The sequence below is a fragment of the Mangrovibacterium sp. genome (assembly GCF_041596335.1).
In the GTDB taxonomy this organism is placed as follows: Bacteria; Bacteroidota; Bacteroidia; order Bacteroidales; family Prolixibacteraceae; genus Mangrovibacterium.
Map to the genome: position 1 here is coordinate 20,718 of NZ_JBFHIT010000017.1, position 17,275 is coordinate 37,992.

General features: G+C 44.2%; 10 protein-coding genes. All 10 read right to left on the reverse strand.

Annotated features, from left to right (window positions below):
• Positions 1 to 4: 4 nt before the first annotated feature.
• Positions 5 to 1,627 carry a sialate O-acetylesterase gene (locus ABZD21_RS08060; protein ID WP_372774229.1) on the reverse strand — a complete coding sequence of 541 codons (1,623 nt, stop codon included), beginning with the start codon at positions 1,625 to 1,627 and terminating at the stop codon, positions 5 to 7.
• Between the two features lie 23 nt (positions 1,628 to 1,650).
• Complete coding sequence (locus ABZD21_RS08065) at positions 1,651 to 3,522, reverse strand: alpha-L-rhamnosidase C-terminal domain-containing protein (protein WP_372774231.1); 1,872 nt, start codon at positions 3,520 to 3,522, stop codon at positions 1,651 to 1,653.
• A gap of 29 nt (positions 3,523 to 3,551) precedes the next feature.
• Positions 3,552 to 6,113: a glycoside hydrolase family 3 C-terminal domain-containing protein gene (locus ABZD21_RS08070; protein WP_372774232.1), complete on the reverse strand. Its 2,562-nt coding sequence runs from the start codon at positions 6,111 to 6,113 to the stop codon at positions 3,552 to 3,554.
• Positions 6,114 to 6,179: 66 nt separating this feature from the next.
• Complete coding sequence (locus ABZD21_RS08075) at positions 6,180 to 7,490, reverse strand: alpha-L-fucosidase (protein ID WP_372774234.1); 1,311 nt, start codon at positions 7,488 to 7,490, stop codon at positions 6,180 to 6,182.
• A gap of 128 nt (positions 7,491 to 7,618) precedes the next feature.
• The gene (locus ABZD21_RS08080) at positions 7,619 to 10,036 is read right to left on the reverse strand and encodes a glycoside hydrolase family 3 N-terminal domain-containing protein (RefSeq protein WP_372774236.1); all 2,418 of its coding nucleotides are present in this window, start codon (positions 10,034 to 10,036) and stop codon (positions 7,619 to 7,621) included.
• Positions 10,037 to 10,253: 217 nt separating this feature from the next.
• Positions 10,254 to 10,481 carry a fibronectin type III-like domain-contianing protein gene (locus ABZD21_RS08085; RefSeq protein ID WP_372774238.1) on the reverse strand — a complete coding sequence of 76 codons (228 nt, stop codon included), beginning with the start codon at positions 10,479 to 10,481 and terminating at the stop codon, positions 10,254 to 10,256.
• A gap of 188 nt (positions 10,482 to 10,669) precedes the next feature.
• A complete protein-coding gene (locus ABZD21_RS08090; protein WP_372774240.1) occupies positions 10,670 to 10,954 on the reverse strand; it encodes a hypothetical protein in 285 nt (94 codons plus the stop codon).
• 14 nt (positions 10,955 to 10,968) lie between these two features.
• The gene (locus ABZD21_RS08095; RefSeq protein ID WP_372774242.1) at positions 10,969 to 13,284 is read right to left on the reverse strand and encodes a GH92 family glycosyl hydrolase; all 2,316 of its coding nucleotides are present in this window, start codon (positions 13,282 to 13,284) and stop codon (positions 10,969 to 10,971) included.
• Between the two features lie 123 nt (positions 13,285 to 13,407).
• Positions 13,408 to 14,949, reverse strand: a complete 1,542-nt coding sequence (locus ABZD21_RS08100) for a glycoside hydrolase family 28 protein (RefSeq protein ID WP_372774244.1) — start codon at positions 14,947 to 14,949, stop codon at positions 13,408 to 13,410.
• 189 nt (positions 14,950 to 15,138) lie between these two features.
• On the reverse strand, positions 15,139 to 17,181 hold the full coding sequence (locus ABZD21_RS08105; protein ID WP_372774247.1) for a glycosyl hydrolase 115 family protein: 2,043 nt from the start codon (positions 17,179 to 17,181) through the stop codon (positions 15,139 to 15,141).
• Positions 17,182 to 17,275: the final 94 nt, after the last annotated feature.

Sequence of the window (17,275 nt, forward strand, 5' to 3'; positions counted from 1 at the left end):
TGACCTACTTCGCCATTTGGAGGTATTCAATGGCGAATCGCTCTCCAATTGTTCGTTGACTTCTAGAGTCGAAATGCAGGCTATCTCCTCGATTTATCAAGTCGGAAGTATGGATTATTCCGGCATGAACATCCTTTGATGCATATTTTTTGATCTGCTCATTCAAACGCAGCCAATTGCTTTTATTCTTTGAATAACTTCCTAACTCACCAACAATTACGGGGAGAGAATTATTTCCGGCGAAGGTTCTGAATTTTCCGATTAGCTCTGTGAGTCTTTCCTCGTATAAGGGAATGCAGTGTTGATTGGCATCGCTTTCACCCTGATGCCACAAAATTCCTTTGATCGTTCCATGTTTTTTAGCCAGTTCCATTTTCTCTTTAAAATTCGAGAGCAATTGCACCTCACGGTGAATAGAATCGCCCAACCACTGGCTAATGGAACTTCCGCCTACAGCAGTTGGAACCAAAAGAACTGATACATTTTCGGGCACCTGACCAAGAAGTTTTTTCGCAAATGAGACACCGCAATCTAAGCCATTCATGCCGGGTTCATAAAAGTTCAGTGGCTCTTTTGCCACAATAATTTCATTGCTCTTATTGATGGTTAGAATGCGTTCCGAAGGAATAGTATCCTGAGGCTCAACAAATCCTCGCCCGGCCATATTCGACTGTCCGGCCATCATAAAAACCCAAACATCGTTCTTCGTCGGTACATCCTGTGGATAAAGCGTCAATTTGGGAAAGTTCATGATTCGTTGATGCTTTTCGAACTGTCTGTTGGCGACCATCCGACTCAACCATTTTTCGGCCAGCATCGGCCAGGTTTCCGCAGCAATATTTCCTTTTCGCAAACCGTAACCATGTCCGCCCTCGGCTAATACATGCAATTCAACCGGAATATTTTGATCGCGTAAAGCAGTCGTCATTACCAAAGAGCTGTTTCCGTACTTATCATCGGCTGTTCCAAAAATAAAAAAGGGTGGCGTAAAATCGCTCATGGTCAATTCCGGTGTAAGGCTTCTATTTTCACCTTGGTCGAGATAGGCCGGATAAATGAGCATGGCAAAATTCGGCCGGCACGAAAGCTCATCTACCTCATCGGTTTTTGCATACTTCTCCGAGTTAAACAGAGTTGAAGCACGAGCACACAAGCTGCCTCCTGCCGAAAATCCAATCAGCCCTATGCTTTCGGGATACAAATTATAGTCATAAGCCTTGTCGCGAACCAAGCGAATTGCACGTTGTAGGTCTTGCAAAGCACCTTCCTGCTTTTTGGGCACCCGGTATTGAAGGACAAAAGCGGTGTACCCCAAGGTATTCAGCCATTCGGCAACCTCGTATCCTCCCTTATCGATTGCCAAAATATTGTAACCGCCACCAGGACAGACAATAATTCCAACGCCCGAATGATTCGATTCTTCAGGTTCATAAACCACCAGACAAGGATTGGTAACCTCCGCCAAACGAATGACATCGCCACTCGAATTATCAGATACGACTGCCGCCTGCTTTACTTTCAATTCGCCGGGCACCTCATTGGGCCACAAGTAAAGCGTATCTCTTGTTTGCGCATGAAGCGGAGGCGCGAACAGAATGATAGCGAATATTATTAAGACCAATTTCATAAGCGGGTGCAGGGGTTCTGTATTTATTCTATTTCAGTCTTTATTTGCAAAACGTTACGACCGGCGTTTAGTGCAATGCAACAAGCCTTTCGGTTTACTTTCCGACCATTCATAACGACCTTCGTTGTTCCGTTTGGAAGAATAAACTCCCCTTTCATACCGTCAGACAGCGTTATTTCGAAGACTTGGTCGTTCTTGCCAGCTCGCTTGTAGCTCGCTGTTATAATTCCTTTTATTGTTGGCACTTTAATTTCCGAAGAATTCAAATGGCCAAGTTGCGGTTTAATCTGAACGCTCTCGAACCCCGGTTTTTGAGGAGTAATTCCCCACAGATAACGAGTGATGATGTTTAAAGGAGCAGTTCCCCAGGCATGGTTCCAATCCAAGTTGGGCTTATATTTCGTATCCCAGGCTTCGAGCGCCATGGTCGATCCTATTTCAATCATATTCCACCAGGTGCGGTCGCCAGTTGTATCTGTAATTAGCTTAAGCGCATACTCCGGTTCGTTCGCATGAAATAAGCCTTCGAGCAAATATTGCGCTCCGTAAACACTACATGCCATTCCCCTGCTTTTAATAAAATCAGTCACTGATTGCTGATTTTCCTCGGGAACCAAATTGAATGCAAGAGGAATCATATTGCCGTGCAACGAAGCATGGTTTGATCCTTCACCATCGACATAAACCCCTCGCGTTTGATCGAAAAGCTTTTGATTAATGACCGTTTTAACTTTTTCCGACTTCTGCTGAAAAAAAGCAACATCGTCTGTTTTCCCCAGGAAACCAGCTATTTCCGACATTAAAACCAGATTGTAATAGTAAAATGCGTTGACAACCGTATTCACGTCGACCATTTCATAGCCATCACGTTCACCTTCTTCTGTCGCTAGTTTCCAGCCGGTATCCTTTTGGGCGGGTGGCCAGTCAACAATGTCTTTCACCTTGGTGTCCGGATTTTTAAATCCTAGTTGAGCTTTGAATGCCGCATCTAGTTTTGGCGACCTGGAACTAATCAGTCCGTCTTCGCGTTCCAAATCCATCAACGTTCTGGTTTTCAAAACATCGTAATACTTCCCGAGCATATCCGGCTGGCCGGTGTACATGTAATCCTGATAAAACAGTAAAACTGTATGTAACAGCCATTCCGTCGGCCAGGTTGGATGGTCAATAAAATACTCGTTTGTTCGGCGGGCGATGCAATAAACGCTGTCAACACTATAATGACTTAACTGATTGATATAAGCGTCGGCTTCGTATGGAATACGCTCGCGGTCGCCATCGACATAATAGCCGGTGAAACTCGTTGCTTTTATGGTGTGTTTACACAGGTCCCATACCGCATTTAAAATCGTATCCGACGAGGTAAATGTTCCCGCATCATCGTTAAATTTATAATAAAGCGCCTTTTGTAGGATTTCAACTTCATCAATCGGAATTTGAAGGTTCTCCAACTCACAATATCTGAACGGCATAATTACGCCGAATGAATCAGGAAGAGCAATTGCAGGAGGATTGGAGTTTCGTTTGTCTGCCTGCAAAGCGACTTCCACACGCTGATTTACAGGCAGTTCCTCCAGGATTGCTTTTTGATATCGGATTGTCCCTCCCGGGTTGCGGTCAATCATCTGGTTGTCTGACAGTTTCTCTCCTAAGTGGACAATCAGGCTATCGCTTTGATACTGCTTGGATTGTAAGGAAAGAGTACCAAAATAGGCTTTCCCAAAATCGATCAAGTAATGACCGTCGCCAAGTTTGACAACTCGTTTTGCTCTATTCAGCTCCGACTCAAAATCGCCGGCTTTTGGTAAATTCACCTCTTGAGCATGAGCAAAAGAGCATAACAGCATGAATAGAATTGGTAGCAGATAAAACTGATTCCTGGATTTGATCCTCATGTTTCGCTTTTTTTTCGTTTAAACGCAGATTATTTGACCTTGCAGATTTTCGTCAGGCGAATATCACTGGACGATGCACCTACCATGAATTCGAAGGCGCCCTTTTCAAACCGCCAATCGCCGGATGATTCATCCCAAAACAACAATTCTTCGATAGGAACCTCAAAAGTAATATTTTTTGATTCTCCGGTCGCCAAAGAAGTTCTTTCAAAGGCTACCAACTGTTTTAATGGTCGTACAACTGATGATTTTACATCGCGAACATAGAGTTGAACGACTTCGTCACCATCGTAATTTCCGGTATTTTTCACGGTCATGGAAACTGAAACACTTTCGCCCAACTGAGCAACTGACATCTTGCTGTATTCAAATGAAGTGTAACTTAAGCCGTACCCGAAAGGATAAAGTGGTTCTCCCCTGAAGTATTGATAGGTTCTGCCTTTTGCAATCTCATAATCATTCATTGGCGGAAGGTCGGCCGCCGATTTGTAGAACGTAAACGGCAAACGACCAGCCGGATTGTAGTCGCCAAACAACACATCAGCAATGGCGGTTCCGCCGCTTTCGCCCGGATACCAGGCATCAACAATGGCCGGAATTGTTTCATCCATCCAGTTTATAGCCAAAGAACTTCCCGCGACCAGCACCACAATCACATTTTTATTCTCCTTGTAAATATCTTTTAAATAGTTGATTTGATCTTCGGGCAAACCTAATTCCACCCTGTCTTTCCCTTCTTTCTCAATAGTTTTATTGATTCCCATGACGGCGATCACATAATCGCTTGTTCGGGCAGCAATTCTGTCTTCTTCGTACAAATCGCCACCTTTACTATCAGGAACTTTCCAAAGTAATTGACAAATCGCATCGCCTCCATTATCGAAGTATTCTAATTTGATGGCGTATTTTTTACCAGCCTCCATTTTAAGATCAACCTGATCGGTAGTCGTTCCGCGATTGTGCCATTCGTCAACCACCAATTCATTGTTCAACCACAAACGGATTCCGTCGTCCGAATTCACACCTATTTTATAGTCACCCGTAATATTGGGGGCAATGTAACCGGTCCATCGCATGGATTTATGACGGTAATTTGTATACGGGTCCGGCGCCTGATTAACCGGGTCGAAATTCACCCCGTTATCGGTTCGGGTTTGTGGTGTCCCTTCCAAAAATTTATCATCGTAGTACTCAGCGTACAAGCCCTTTTCGTCGTTTTGATCGTTGCATAGATACTCGCCCTCCAATAAATTAAGGTTTTTTGCGGCGGTTTTCCACTTCACATATTGAACGTCGATTTTATCGCCTACTTTATGTTGAATGCCCTCCAATGGAGACACAGGCGCAATGACGGGTAAACCACTGTAGTCGCCAAAAACCACTTGATTGGCATTGAAACCAACTACCGCGATCTTTTTTATTTTTGCGGCATCCAAGGGCAAAATGTTATTCTGATTTTTAAGCAACACAATTGATTGTCGTGACGCGTCAAGTGCCAATTCCTGATGCTTTTGTGAACCAATTACATCGGGCGAAATTTTGGTGTATGGATTGTCGTCCACCGGGTCGAAAATACCCAGTTTAAAACGGGCTTCCAACACCCGGCGGGCTGCTTTGTTAATTGCTTCTTCACCGACCAAACCATCCTGATAGGCCGGATACAAATGGTTTGTGTAGATATTGTGCCCACATTCCAAATCCAATCCGGCTTCAATAGCAACTTTTGCCGCCTGTTTTTCGGTATCGACAAAATGATGCGATTTCTTCAGATAAGTTGGAGCGCCGCAATCGCTTACCACATAACCTGTAAATCCCCATTCACCTCTTAAAACATCATTCAACAACCAATTATTGGCTGTGCAGGGTATGCCATTGATGGCATTGTAAGCACTCATAATCGCCTGCGCATTACCTTCCTGAATGCAGGCTTTAAAAGCCGGAAAATAGTATTCGCGCAGGGCTTTTTCCGAAATTTCGGCATTGCAAGCAAATCGGTTTTCCTCTTCGTTGTTGGCGACAAAATGTTTGGGGGTAGCAACTACTTTCAAAAATCTTTCGTTGTTTCCCTGAAGTCCTTTTACAAAGGCAACACCAATTTTACGGGTTAAAAAAGGATCTTCGCCATAGGTTTCGGGAGTTCGGCCCCAGCGCGGGTCTCTGGCCATATTAATTGTTGGCGACCACATTGTCAGCATATCACTATACCCTGAAGTTTGATCCTTTCCCTGGTTTAAGAAATTCCACTTGGCCCGGGCTTCGTCAGAAATAGCGGTGGCCACATCATAAATAAGATCCGGATTCCAACTTGCAGCAAGAGCTATCGCCTGTGGAAAAACAGTAAAGCGCCCTCCCTTTACCACACCATGCAACCCTTCGTTACCGTGATAATACTTATCAACGCCCAAACGCGCGATCTCGCCGGCTGAAGCTTGCAGCAGCGACACTTTTTCTTCCACCGTTAATCGGTTCAATAAGTCATCAACACGTTCTTGCAGCGGTAAACTTGAATCGTTAAACGGAAAGGTAGTCTGCGCTCCCAGTAAAGAAGGAAAAATACACAAACAGAGTATGACTAATCGTTTTATCTTCATTTTTTATTTCTTTTTCACTATGTCTTTAATCACTTATTTTCATCCTCATAAAATCACAACAAGAAGTTACTTCCCATCAATGAATTCAACATTCGTTAGCTTCACTACCACCGGATTAGGCCATATTTTATCGTTATACAACCGTTGCGCTCTGGAGATTGATATTTCCAAAACTTCGTCGTGTTGAATGAATTTTGATTCCGGAATATTTTCAGGCCAATATTCAACCACCAAATCACTTTGTCCGAGCACCGAGATTTCAGTTTGCAGGGTCGATTTCACATTTTTCAATATAAAATTCCGACGAAATCCTTTGAACCATTCTTTTTGGCCGGTTAAAAATACATATACCGCATTCTCGTTCTCGTTTTGGGTGAACCACATATACCCATCTTTTATGATTCCAGGTACAGGCCTAACGTTTTTAACGCCTTCATCATTGACAAACATCCAAAGTGCCACTTCGCGCAACCGTTCTTCCTGCTCAATCGGGATTTCGCCATTGGGTTTTGGCCCAATATTGAGCAAAAAGTTTCCGCCTTTGGCTCTAATTTCAATCAGTTTCTCAATCAGCTCAGTGCCGCTTTTGTAGCTTTCGTTTGTGGGTTTGTATTGCCACTGGGTTCCCATCGTCATGCAGGTTTCCCATGGGCCAGGCATCGCACCGCCGGGTATGGTTTGCTCGGGTGTATTCATTTCGCCCCGTGTAACTACAATATTCGGATCGATCGAATGTACAAACTGAACCAAAGGGCCAGTTTTGTAGGCATCGAAAAAGATCAGATCGACGGGGCCATAGTTCGATATCAGCTCTTTGACTTGCTTTTTATCGTATTCCAACAATTCTGCGTTTTCGGTAATCTGGCTCATCGCCCTTTTTCGCGAAATGAGCGTCCCTTGCCCGTGCAGAAAATGAAAATCTTCGGGTGAGAAATACACCCCCACTTTTAACCCAAATTTGCGTAGCGATTGAAAAAGCATTCCGGTGATATCCTTTCCGTAGGGCGTATTCATAATATTAAATTCGGTGGTTTCCGTGTCCCACATACAAAAGCCATTGTGATGCTTTGTAGTGAACACGACATACTCAGCACCCGCCAATTTGAATAATCGGGCCCATTCGTCGGCATCAAATTTATCGGGATAAAAGGTTTTCGGAAGTTCATTGAAATATTTGTCGACATAAGTATCGGAAGCGCCGACCAACGAGTGACTGATCACACTTCCCAATTGAGAATCGAGGCTCCAGTGCACAAAAACACCAAAGCCCATATCCATAAACTCTTCATTCAGAGCCGCTTTATTTTTTAGCTGCGCCGATCCGCACAAACAAGCAAACAGGAGTATCAGCAGTGTAAACGTTGATTTAAGGTTCATAATTTTAGTTTATTAGTTTTCGGTGAATTGGTTTTCGTATTTAGGCGATAATTAGTTTGTCCAACACCGGGACTGAATTGCCCCTTGTACTTTTTAGGGCGATTCTAAATATCCGGGGAATTGCAGTCTTAATAACGACGAATGACGAAGCCGCCGGTCAGCTTAATATTTTCCGAAGAGCTTCCAATCAGCACTTTAAACGAACCAGGCTCAACAGTCCAGTTCATATCCTTGTCGAGCAAAGCCAAATCATCGGGATGTAAAACAAAATGAACGGTCTTGGTTTCTCCCGGCAACAAATGAACGCGTTCGAAACCTCGAAGTTGCGATTCGTAGGTCGTGACACTACTGACTTCGTCTTTGAGGTAGAGCTGCACAATTTCGTCACCTTCGCGCTGTCCGGTGTTTTTAACCTTAAATGAAACCTGGATATCGGCCTGAGAATACGCCTGATCGGGAGTAACAACCAAGTCGCTGTACTCGAACGAAGTGTAGCTTAAACCATAGCCGAACGGATAAAGAGAGCCAAGCACCCTTGTTTTACCATATCCATTGCCCGGAATTTCAACCTGCCCGGCATGCGACGCTACCTTAAACGGAAAGTTTAAAGGAATTTGGCCAACCGATTTTGGAAACGTAACCGGCAGCTTTCCGCCGGGATTGTAATCGCCAAAGAGCGTTTCGGCTACAATATCGCCGGACGAAGCACCCGGAAACCAGGCCTCCAGAATGGCCGGAATGTATTTATCCTCCCAGTTTATCGTCAATGCGCGGCCATTAACTAACACCAAAACAACAGGTTTGCCGGTTGCATGGAGCGCTTTTAACAGTTGCAGCTGCCGTCCGGGCAAGCCCAAATTAGTTCGGGTTTTACTTTCACCAACCATACTTTCATTTTCCCCCAGCACAGCAATCACAATATCCGATTGGCGGGCCTGTTCTACGGCTGCATCAATTCCGGCTTGCTCGTCGGTTGTTAACGCTACGTCCATCAACTCACTTTCAGGCCAGCTTTCATCAATCACCTCACAACCTTTTGCATAGCTTACGTTTAATTGGCCGGCGCCATAATTTTTAATCCCTTTGTATACCGAAACCGCCTCGTTAAACGACGGGCCATAGCGACTAAACGTATAATTTACTTCGTCGGCCATTGGCCCGGCAACCAACACATTTTTAAACTTCTTAATATCTAATGGCAAAACATTATTTTCATTTTTTAGCAACACCATCGACTCTCTGATAATTTGTCTGGAGAACTGTTCATCCGCATCGGTATGAACAATTTTATTGGCCAATTCACAATCTTCAACATAAGGCTGATCGAACAAGCCCAGTCTGAATTTAACCGCCAAAACTTCGCCCACGCGAGCATCAATGGTCTGCATAGACAGTCGACCTTCACGGATCAATTCGCGGAGTGGCTCGATATACGACTCAGGTGTTCTGAAACGGGTACGCACATTTAAGCCGGCTTCCACAACCTGTCGAACCGCATCTTTATAATCCGGAGCCACTTGGTGTTTTTCATTCAGATATTCCACGGCATCACTATCAGAAACCACATAGCCCCGAAAGCCATATTGTTGCCGTAACAACTGAGTTAAGAAATAATAGCTTCCGGTAATTGGCACTCCATCGTAATCGTTGTAACTACTCATCACACCCATTGGGTTTGCCTCTGCAATTACCTTTTTAAACGGATAAAGATGCAGTTGGTGCATTTCGCGCGGTGCCACATGCGGATCAGTTCGGGCTTCGCCATCGCGGGCGCCCTTTGGAATACTGTACACCGCAAAGTGTTTGATGGTAGAAGCAACACCCTGCGACTGAATACCTTTCGCCATTTGGGTTCCCAAAGCGCCGATCAGAAAAGGATCTTCGCTATAGCACTCCACCACCCGCCCCCAACGCGGATCGCGTGCCAGGTCGAGTATAGGCGCATAAATATTGGTGTAACCCAATGCCTTTGCTTCGCGACCAACAATTTGACCGGCCTGATAGACCAGTTCTTTGTTCCAGGTTGATCCGATTCCGATTGGTGCCGGAAGCGGAGTCGCTTTCTTGTGACACAGCCCATGAACCCCTTCGTTGGAAAAATCAACGGGAATTCCCATTCGTGTTTCTTCGATAAACCATTTCTGAATTACATTAATAGCCTCGGCGTGGTTACTATACGGATAAGCATGTTCGGTATAGGTATAAGGCCGATTGGCAATGGTATTCAGATGCTCGTCAATATTGGCGATTCCATCTTTCCATACCCGGTCTTTCCAGGCTTCTGTTGGTAATTCATCTTCCAACACGCGCGAAAATCCGTAAAGCGTAGCCATCTGACAGGTTTTTTCTTCCATCGTCATTTGCGACAAAAGATCTGCCACGCGCGCTTCAACGGTATTTGCCGGGTCTTCAAAAATATCTTTTACCCCATTTTTGTTGAAATCGATCCAACCTTGTCTATAAATAGTTTGTTTGTCTTTCCCAATTACAGGGGAGGTTAAAAAGATTAGACACCAAACAGAAAAAATCAACTTATAGATTCTCATTACATTCAATTTTATAGGTTTCAATTCTGCACAAATTGCGAAGCACAGAAGCTTTAGGTTTAGCTCTCACTACCTGATTTTCATTCAAAGGTTGAAATTACAATATCGCCGGGCTCTGCGGATGGAAGAATAGTTCAAAAACATGGAAGAATAGTTCAATTCATTTCAGAATTGAAACAGCCCATTTTTTCGGGCTTGTTTATTCGAATTCAGCAACTTAATTGCCCAAAATCTGAAACTCACCGGTTAAATCAATCGCTGTTGATGAACTTCCAGCCATTACCTTAAACGTACCTGGTTCAAACATCCAATTCAGTTGTTTATCCAGCAATGCCAAATCGTTGGGACGAAGTATATGGCTTACCTTTTGGCTTTCGCCTGGCAACAAATGAATACGTTCAAATCCCCGAAGTTGCGACTCTGGCAACTTCAAAATTCTGCGCATGCAAATTGCATGGCGCTTTGGCTTAGCGGCCAATATTTTCTCCGGCCCGACGAACCAATTCCTTATTCTAAGTGCTTCCGATTCCGATCGGAGCCGGCAAGGGAGTTGCCCGATCGTGGCAAAGTCCGTGTGTCCCTTCATTTGTAAAATCGACCGGAATTCCCAAACAAGGTAACCATCTGGCAGGTTTATTCCTCCACTGTCATCTGCGACAGCAGATCGGCAACACGCGCGTCAATCTGTTGCCTGGGATCTTCGAAAATATCCTTCATGCCATTTTTATTGAAATCGACCCAGCCATTATGATAAATCTGTTGTTTGCTGTTTTTTACCCCGGCTGAATAAAACAGCGACAAGCAAACCCCCAATAACAAAAATTTACCGGCCTTAAGAGCCGGTAAATCTTGAAAACTTCTCTTTATTCGTATTATTTTGCACCCTATTTTCAACGCTTTCAAATTGGGCCATTTCACAAAATCGACGTCTTTTATTTTTGATTATTGTTTGACATTTTCAAAACTAAACTGCCGCCATTTATAATCTGATCATGACCAATTCGGTATCCATCAAGCGATTGATTGTTATAAACAGCATTCTCGACATAGCAATTTTCAGAACTCATATCAACTGTCTTGATCACGAAGGATTTTCCGGAGGTGTTGGTCGGATCTAACTGAATGGTCACCCGATCGAAAATAGGGCTGCCAATTTGGTATTCCGGGTTTTCTTCGGTTCCTCCATTCATTTGAAAAAGTCCGATTTTCATCAAAATAGACAGGCTTCCCATCAATCCCTGATCTTCGTCGCCATTAAAGCCGGTTGCCGGCGACAAGCCACTAAAGGCTGTTTTTACAACCTGGCGCGACCAGTATTGAGTTAAATCCGGACGATCGAGTTGATTAAAAATAAACGCGGTTTGCATGGACGGTTGATTACCATAATTGATTGGAATCCGACGATATTCCGGATGTAACTCCTTGTCGTGGGCTCCTCCGGATGTAAATCCTATTTTTTGAGCCGTCTCGAATTGCGTATTCAGTTTCTCCGCAGCCTTGTCCTTACCTCCCATAAGTTCGGCCAGTCCGGCAATATCGTGTGGAACAAACCAGGTTGATTGTGCTCCATTCGACTCGTTAAACCCATGCTCGTAATTATACGGATCGAAATCGGCCAGCCATTTACCGGCAATATCCTTGGGGCGCATCCAGCCCGACCCGGCATCGTAAACATTTTGATAGTTCAGCGCACGTTCTGAAAAGTACTTGTAGTCCTCGTCGTAGCCAAGTTTTTTGGCCAGTTGCGCAAGGGTCCAATCCTGATAGGCATATTCCATTGTTAAGCTGGCCCCATCCTGATGGAAGCCAAAATCGCCTTCGGGAATGGGATAAGGGACATAGCCATTTTTGATGTAGTGAGCTAATCCGCCGCCCAAATTGGTATCGTGTTCATAGCCTGCCTTTTCCATAATTCCGCCGGGCAGATGGTTCTTTTTCAGCGCCTCATATATTCCGGCCAAATCATCGGTAATAATTCCTTTCTGAATGGCGCTAACAATAAACGGAGTCGCCGACGAACCAGTCATAACATAGGTGTAATTACCGCCTGAAGGACCACGTGGAATCAAGCCACCATCTTTGTAATATTGCATCAGCGACTGCACAAATTCTTTGTAAACCTCTGGATAGACCAAGCCCCAAAGCGTATTGATGGTCCATTGTGCTCCCCAAAAAGCATCGGAGTTGTAGTGATTGAATTTGGGTTTTCCATTGTCGTCCAACGGAAGCTGACCAACGCGGAACTGCTCACCAGTGTTGTCCGGATAAGCGCCATTCACATCGCTAATGGTGCGACGCCCCTGCAAGGCATGCCACAAATCGGTATAAAAGCGTTTTTGATCGGTTTCGGTGCCACCCTCAACTATAATTCGGCTCAACAGATTGTTCCATTCATCTTTTGACTCCGCAACAACCTGTTCAAAATCCCAATCGGGTAATTCAGTCTGAATATTTAAGTTGGCATTTTCAACCGAAGTGTAAGAGATCCCTGCTTTCAGGAGCACTTGGTCGGCCTGTTCATTAAAAACCAACAGGTAGTTGCCCGTTTCTTCATCGGTCACAACATCCTGAATTTCAATATCAGAATCAATCCTGAAAAATACCTTTGTTGGTTTCGGACGACGAATAGTTGGAGCATTTGTGAGCTCGCCTACAACGGAATGCCCGCCGATCTTTTGCAGCTTACCATCGGTATTTTCGCAGGGTCCCAAAACGGTGTTCAAATTTAACAGCAGGGCAGGTTTCCCTTCGCCTGAAAACTGGTATTTGTGAAAACCCACACGTTTGGTGCTGGTTATTTCGGCAGCTATTTTATAGCGGTCGAGCTCCAGGTACTGATAGCCCGGAGCCACCTTTTCGGTTTCGTGACTGAAATGGGAATAGAAATCGGTAAATATCGTTTCAGAATTTTGCTCCGTTAAAGCAACCGGCATCACCGAAAGTCCGGAAAGCTGCCACGCATGAATGTGGCTAAAGCCTTTGATGGTGTCGGTCAGGTAGCGGTAACCGCTTCCCCAGGCGCCGCCTATTTGGGTGTCGGGACTAAGGTTTACCATACCAAACGGTCGACAAGCCGACGAGAAAAAGAACCACCGCGAGTTTTCGGTGTCGAGCTGATTGTAAACTAAATCAACAGGTTTTAGTTCGGGGGTACCGTTCTGTTCGTTTTTAGATCCGCAGGAATTAAGTACCGTAACCAATACTGCAAAAACTGTCGTGCGTATCAATGCGATTTTTAGCCAATTCATTTTATTCAAGTTTAGTTGTTCAAAAAATGCAAAGGATTGAATTATTAATGTTGAAATATTCAATCACAGATATGGAAATATGCTTCTTTCGGTATCGAAAACCGGGTTGAATGCGTTGATCGTTCAATCAACCTGCCGAACAACCGACTGAAGCTCCTGATCAAGACTCAATTTACGAACTTCCTTAACAACAATTTGCCGATTGCCAACAGGCAAACCCAACTCGCTAATCTCCAACTCGGTAACATCATCAAAAACGAAGGCCGGGCGAAAGTCAGGCTGTTCTAGCTTTAAAGTTACATTTTTCAAGCTAATGCCTGTGGTATGGCGAACATAAAAGCCCCAGGAAGGCAACTCGCCAAACATGTGAAATTCGGGATAGCCCCCGATTTGCTCGGGAACCTGCCCCAGCCGGGTTAGCGGCACATAAGCCATTCCTTTTGATGCCCTGCCGGGATAGGTAATTTCGATGTTTTCCAATCGGACACCTTCAATATGATGCCCGGGAATTCCGGCGATAGATGAAGGAAACGGATTATGAAAGAATGTAACAGCCGGGCCTCGCATGTCGTAGTTAATGTCCGGTCGGTCAAAAGCGACCTGCACTTTCAAGTCGTGGATCGACACATTTTTAATGCTTCCGGGCTTTTTTCCGGCACGGTGCCCCAGGCGAATAAAAATGGCATTGCCGGTATTTTCGGCGACGATGTTCGACACTTCAATATTTTCAATATCAGCACCATCAACCGACTCTATGGCAATAGCAGAACGGAACGTATCGAACACGCGAATATTCTCAATTTTCACATTTTTAAATCCACCGAAAGAAGCAGTTCCAAATTTTATGGCGCTGGCACTGCTCCGAATGGTACAGTTGGCAATATAAATGCTGTCGTTAGCATAATCAGGGTAATACGATTTCAGACATATTCCATCATCGGCTGAGTTTACATCGCAATTGGTGATACTCACATTTTTACAGTCGGTAATATCCATGCCATCGTTGTTCCAGTAAGCACGATTCAACACCTTTACGGCATCGATTTTTAAATGTTGGCATAGCTCGAACGAAAGTCCCCAGCAGGCGCTGTTGTGCAACTCCATTCCTGAAATGTTGATGTTCTTACACATGGAAAAGCGGAACAATTTTGGCCGAAAAGTTTCGTGTGGACGCATCCGGTTAGTACTGTATTTCGGATCAACGCGTTCACCAAGGTGATGCAGGCTGTCAATATTTAAAGCTAAAGCCCGCCCTTGCCCGTCGATTCGGCCCTTTCCTGAAATAGAAATATTTGTCGCTTTGAATGCCACGAACAGAGCCATTTGCGAATTATCGTCGCGACTACCAAGTTTGGGTCTGCCCGGCATTTCAATATTGGCGTAATGGTATGGATTTGTGCTTCCCAATAAAACAGCTCCTTCTTCGAAATAGAGATGTACGTTCGATTTTAATTGCAAGCTTCCGGTGAGGTAATTTCCTTTTGAGAAGATGATTTGGCCTCCCTGCGATTTACTGACCAGATCAATCAGTGTCTGCAATTTTTCGGTATTCAGAGTCGTTCCATCTCCAATTATCTCATATTCAGCCACGTGATAATCGTTGCTTTTTGAGAATCCGAAAATGAAAATCAGTAAGAATAATTGAGTGAGAATTAATTTTTTCATCCCTAAATAATTTGTTTTTCAATTGACTGATGGAACTCACATGTTGCTGAAAATTATTTTCGCCGGTGTTTGCGTTCGGAACAACATGATCGCTTCATGCCGACTACATTATCTTCTCTATATCAACATCTTGAAAGAAAAAGAAATTCACAACCCGCTCAATTCAGCGACTCATTGTCGCGTTTCTATTCATTTCAAACTTCTTAAATTCGCTTCAATGGCATCTAACATTTCGATTGATGGGAAGCCATTATTTGGACGACGTTTTGCCGGATCGTACCAACCTTTCCATTTGTCGTTCTTATCGCCCTGGGCGCATCGTTTATAAATAGCGTCCAAATCTGCTTTTGCCATCCCCAACAAGTCTAAAGCCTTTTTCAACTGCCCTGTATCATTCGTTTTTTCAAACTCGCGTTTGTACTTCGCCATTTGATGAAGGCTACTTTCAAAAGCTAACAAATCTAGATATAGCTCAACCGGCAACTGGATGTAGTCGTGATAAAACAGATCATCTTCAGGAACATACTCTGCTCCTCTAGCCCCTTGTTCACGAGCCTGAACCAGTAATTCAGTGCGAATTTCGAGGGCATCGTAATCATCTTCAACATGTTTGTAATCGTTCGGAATCGATGGTTTTCCGGGACGAACGATTGGCAAGTTACTTAAGTAAGCAACAGCTTCGCGTATTTCCCAAAGGTGTTCCACATAGCCAATATTGCTGAACTGCGCTTCGTGCAATTTTTTCATCGACTGAACCGCGAATGCAGCAGCATTGTCGCCAAAATATCGTTGAGTCCATTCGGTATAAAAAAGGTTTCCGTCAAAAGCTTCCGGGTTATCCGCAATTTTCGAAAAGGCCTCGATATTTATCAGGAAAGGTCGGAATTGCTGCCCATTTACCTGGCAATAGCTGGTTGCTTGAAATTGGCGACACATCATTTTCATGATTGAATCCAACTTTTCGGGATAGGGATCATGAACGGTGTGATTTAACCAATATCCGGCATGCATATAAGTACCAAACTGATAACCTTTTGTACTATCCGGAAGCATTTTAAAGCCACCCCATCCGTCGTCGGACCAAACAACAATCCAGTCTTTCGGCGGATTGAAACCATTGTTGAACATTTCCATTCCATCGGAATAACAAATAGCAATCTTTGGCGCACCAGGTTTATACTGGTCAATCAATTCGCCCAGCTCAACATAAACTTCGTTAAAAACGTCAACTTTATTTTCACCACACGAACTTTGGTACTCCCAATCCCACACCTGGTTGCGAGGCCGAAGAGAAAAGATATCGGCTTTGCCTAGTGGGGTTTCTTCAAAATAGTATTTCCAATTCGCTATCCACTCGTCTTTATATTCCGACCAGCAATCGGCTTTTTCCTGTTCCATGGGACGAATTTTATACCCCAACGAAAGATCGATCTGGACCATCATTCCCATATCGTGAGCATAGTCGATCATGCTGTCGATGTATGAAATACGAATGTCATAATCAGGTCGAATGGCCTTATACTCCTCGCGGAGGAAAAACTCAGGCCGCCCCAACATATCAAAAAACTGAATGGCATTATATTTATTCCGCACCAGCGAGTTGATCATTTCCGTATACGACTCCCAGTCGTATTCCAACAGAGGATCTTTCCGATTGGCCAACTCATCCACATCATTTTCAAAATAACACAAAATTGGTATTTGTGGTGGTGCAATCACCTTATTGTCGAAAACCAGCAAATCGTTTACATGCTTGGTTGTTGTTTTTTTTCCTGTCCAATATTGAAATGGATCAACGCCCAGAATTTCGCTGCAATAATCGTACACCGCATATTGGGTTCCCTGAATATCGGCTCCGGCGAGAACGATGGCCGGCTGACCATTTTCCAATGCCACCTTAGCCCAAACACCTCCCCGCTTGCCCGGGAAATTCTCCGAGAGCACAACATCTTTCTTTCGGATTAATTTTTGAATGAGCTCATTCGAATCAGAAGTCCCAACAACAAAAAAGAAACCGTCGTCCGGCAGCTGATCTCCGGCGTTTACTACAGAAAATGACTCTCCGCAAACAGTTTCCAGATCTTTTTTAAAGTGTTCAACTGTTAGTAGCTCTGCCCGCGATGCCTGACTGCCAACTACAATATAAAATTGTTCTGTGTTGCTGCATGACTGCATCCCAAACAAGGCTGTTAACAGGAATACGATGAGGAATATGGTTTTGAGTTTCTTCATTTTCTTTCGTGAATAGATGGCCAGGTGATTTCGAATATTGGTCGTTGCGTGAAGTCCAATATTTCAAGGTTCGTTTGTTTTTCTGCCTTCCTGA

Coding starts and splice junctions, on each gene's coding strand:
- ABZD21_RS08080 (WP_372774236.1), bottom strand. CDS start 10,036: ATGAGAATCTATAAGTTGATTTTTTCTGTTTGGTGTCTAATCTTTTTA.
- ABZD21_RS08065 (WP_372774231.1), bottom strand. CDS start 3,522: ATGAGGATCAAATCCAGGAATCAGTTTTATCTGCTACCAATTCTATTC.
- ABZD21_RS08085 (WP_372774238.1), bottom strand. CDS start 10,481: ATGCGCAGAATTTTGAAGTTGCCAGAGTCGCAACTTCGGGGATTTGAA.
- ABZD21_RS08075 (WP_372774234.1), bottom strand. CDS start 7,490: ATGAACCTTAAATCAACGTTTACACTGCTGATACTCCTGTTTGCTTGT.
- ABZD21_RS08060 (WP_372774229.1), bottom strand. CDS start 1,627: ATGAAATTGGTCTTAATAATATTCGCTATCATTCTGTTCGCGCCTCCG.
- ABZD21_RS08105 (WP_372774247.1), bottom strand. CDS start 17,181: ATGAAGAAACTCAAAACCATATTCCTCATCGTATTCCTGTTAACAGCC.
- ABZD21_RS08095 (WP_372774242.1), bottom strand. CDS start 13,284: ATGAATTGGCTAAAAATCGCATTGATACGCACGACAGTTTTTGCAGTA.
- ABZD21_RS08070 (WP_372774232.1), bottom strand. CDS start 6,113: ATGAAGATAAAACGATTAGTCATACTCTGTTTGTGTATTTTTCCTTCT.
- ABZD21_RS08100 (WP_372774244.1), bottom strand. CDS start 14,949: ATGAAAAAATTAATTCTCACTCAATTATTCTTACTGATTTTCATTTTC.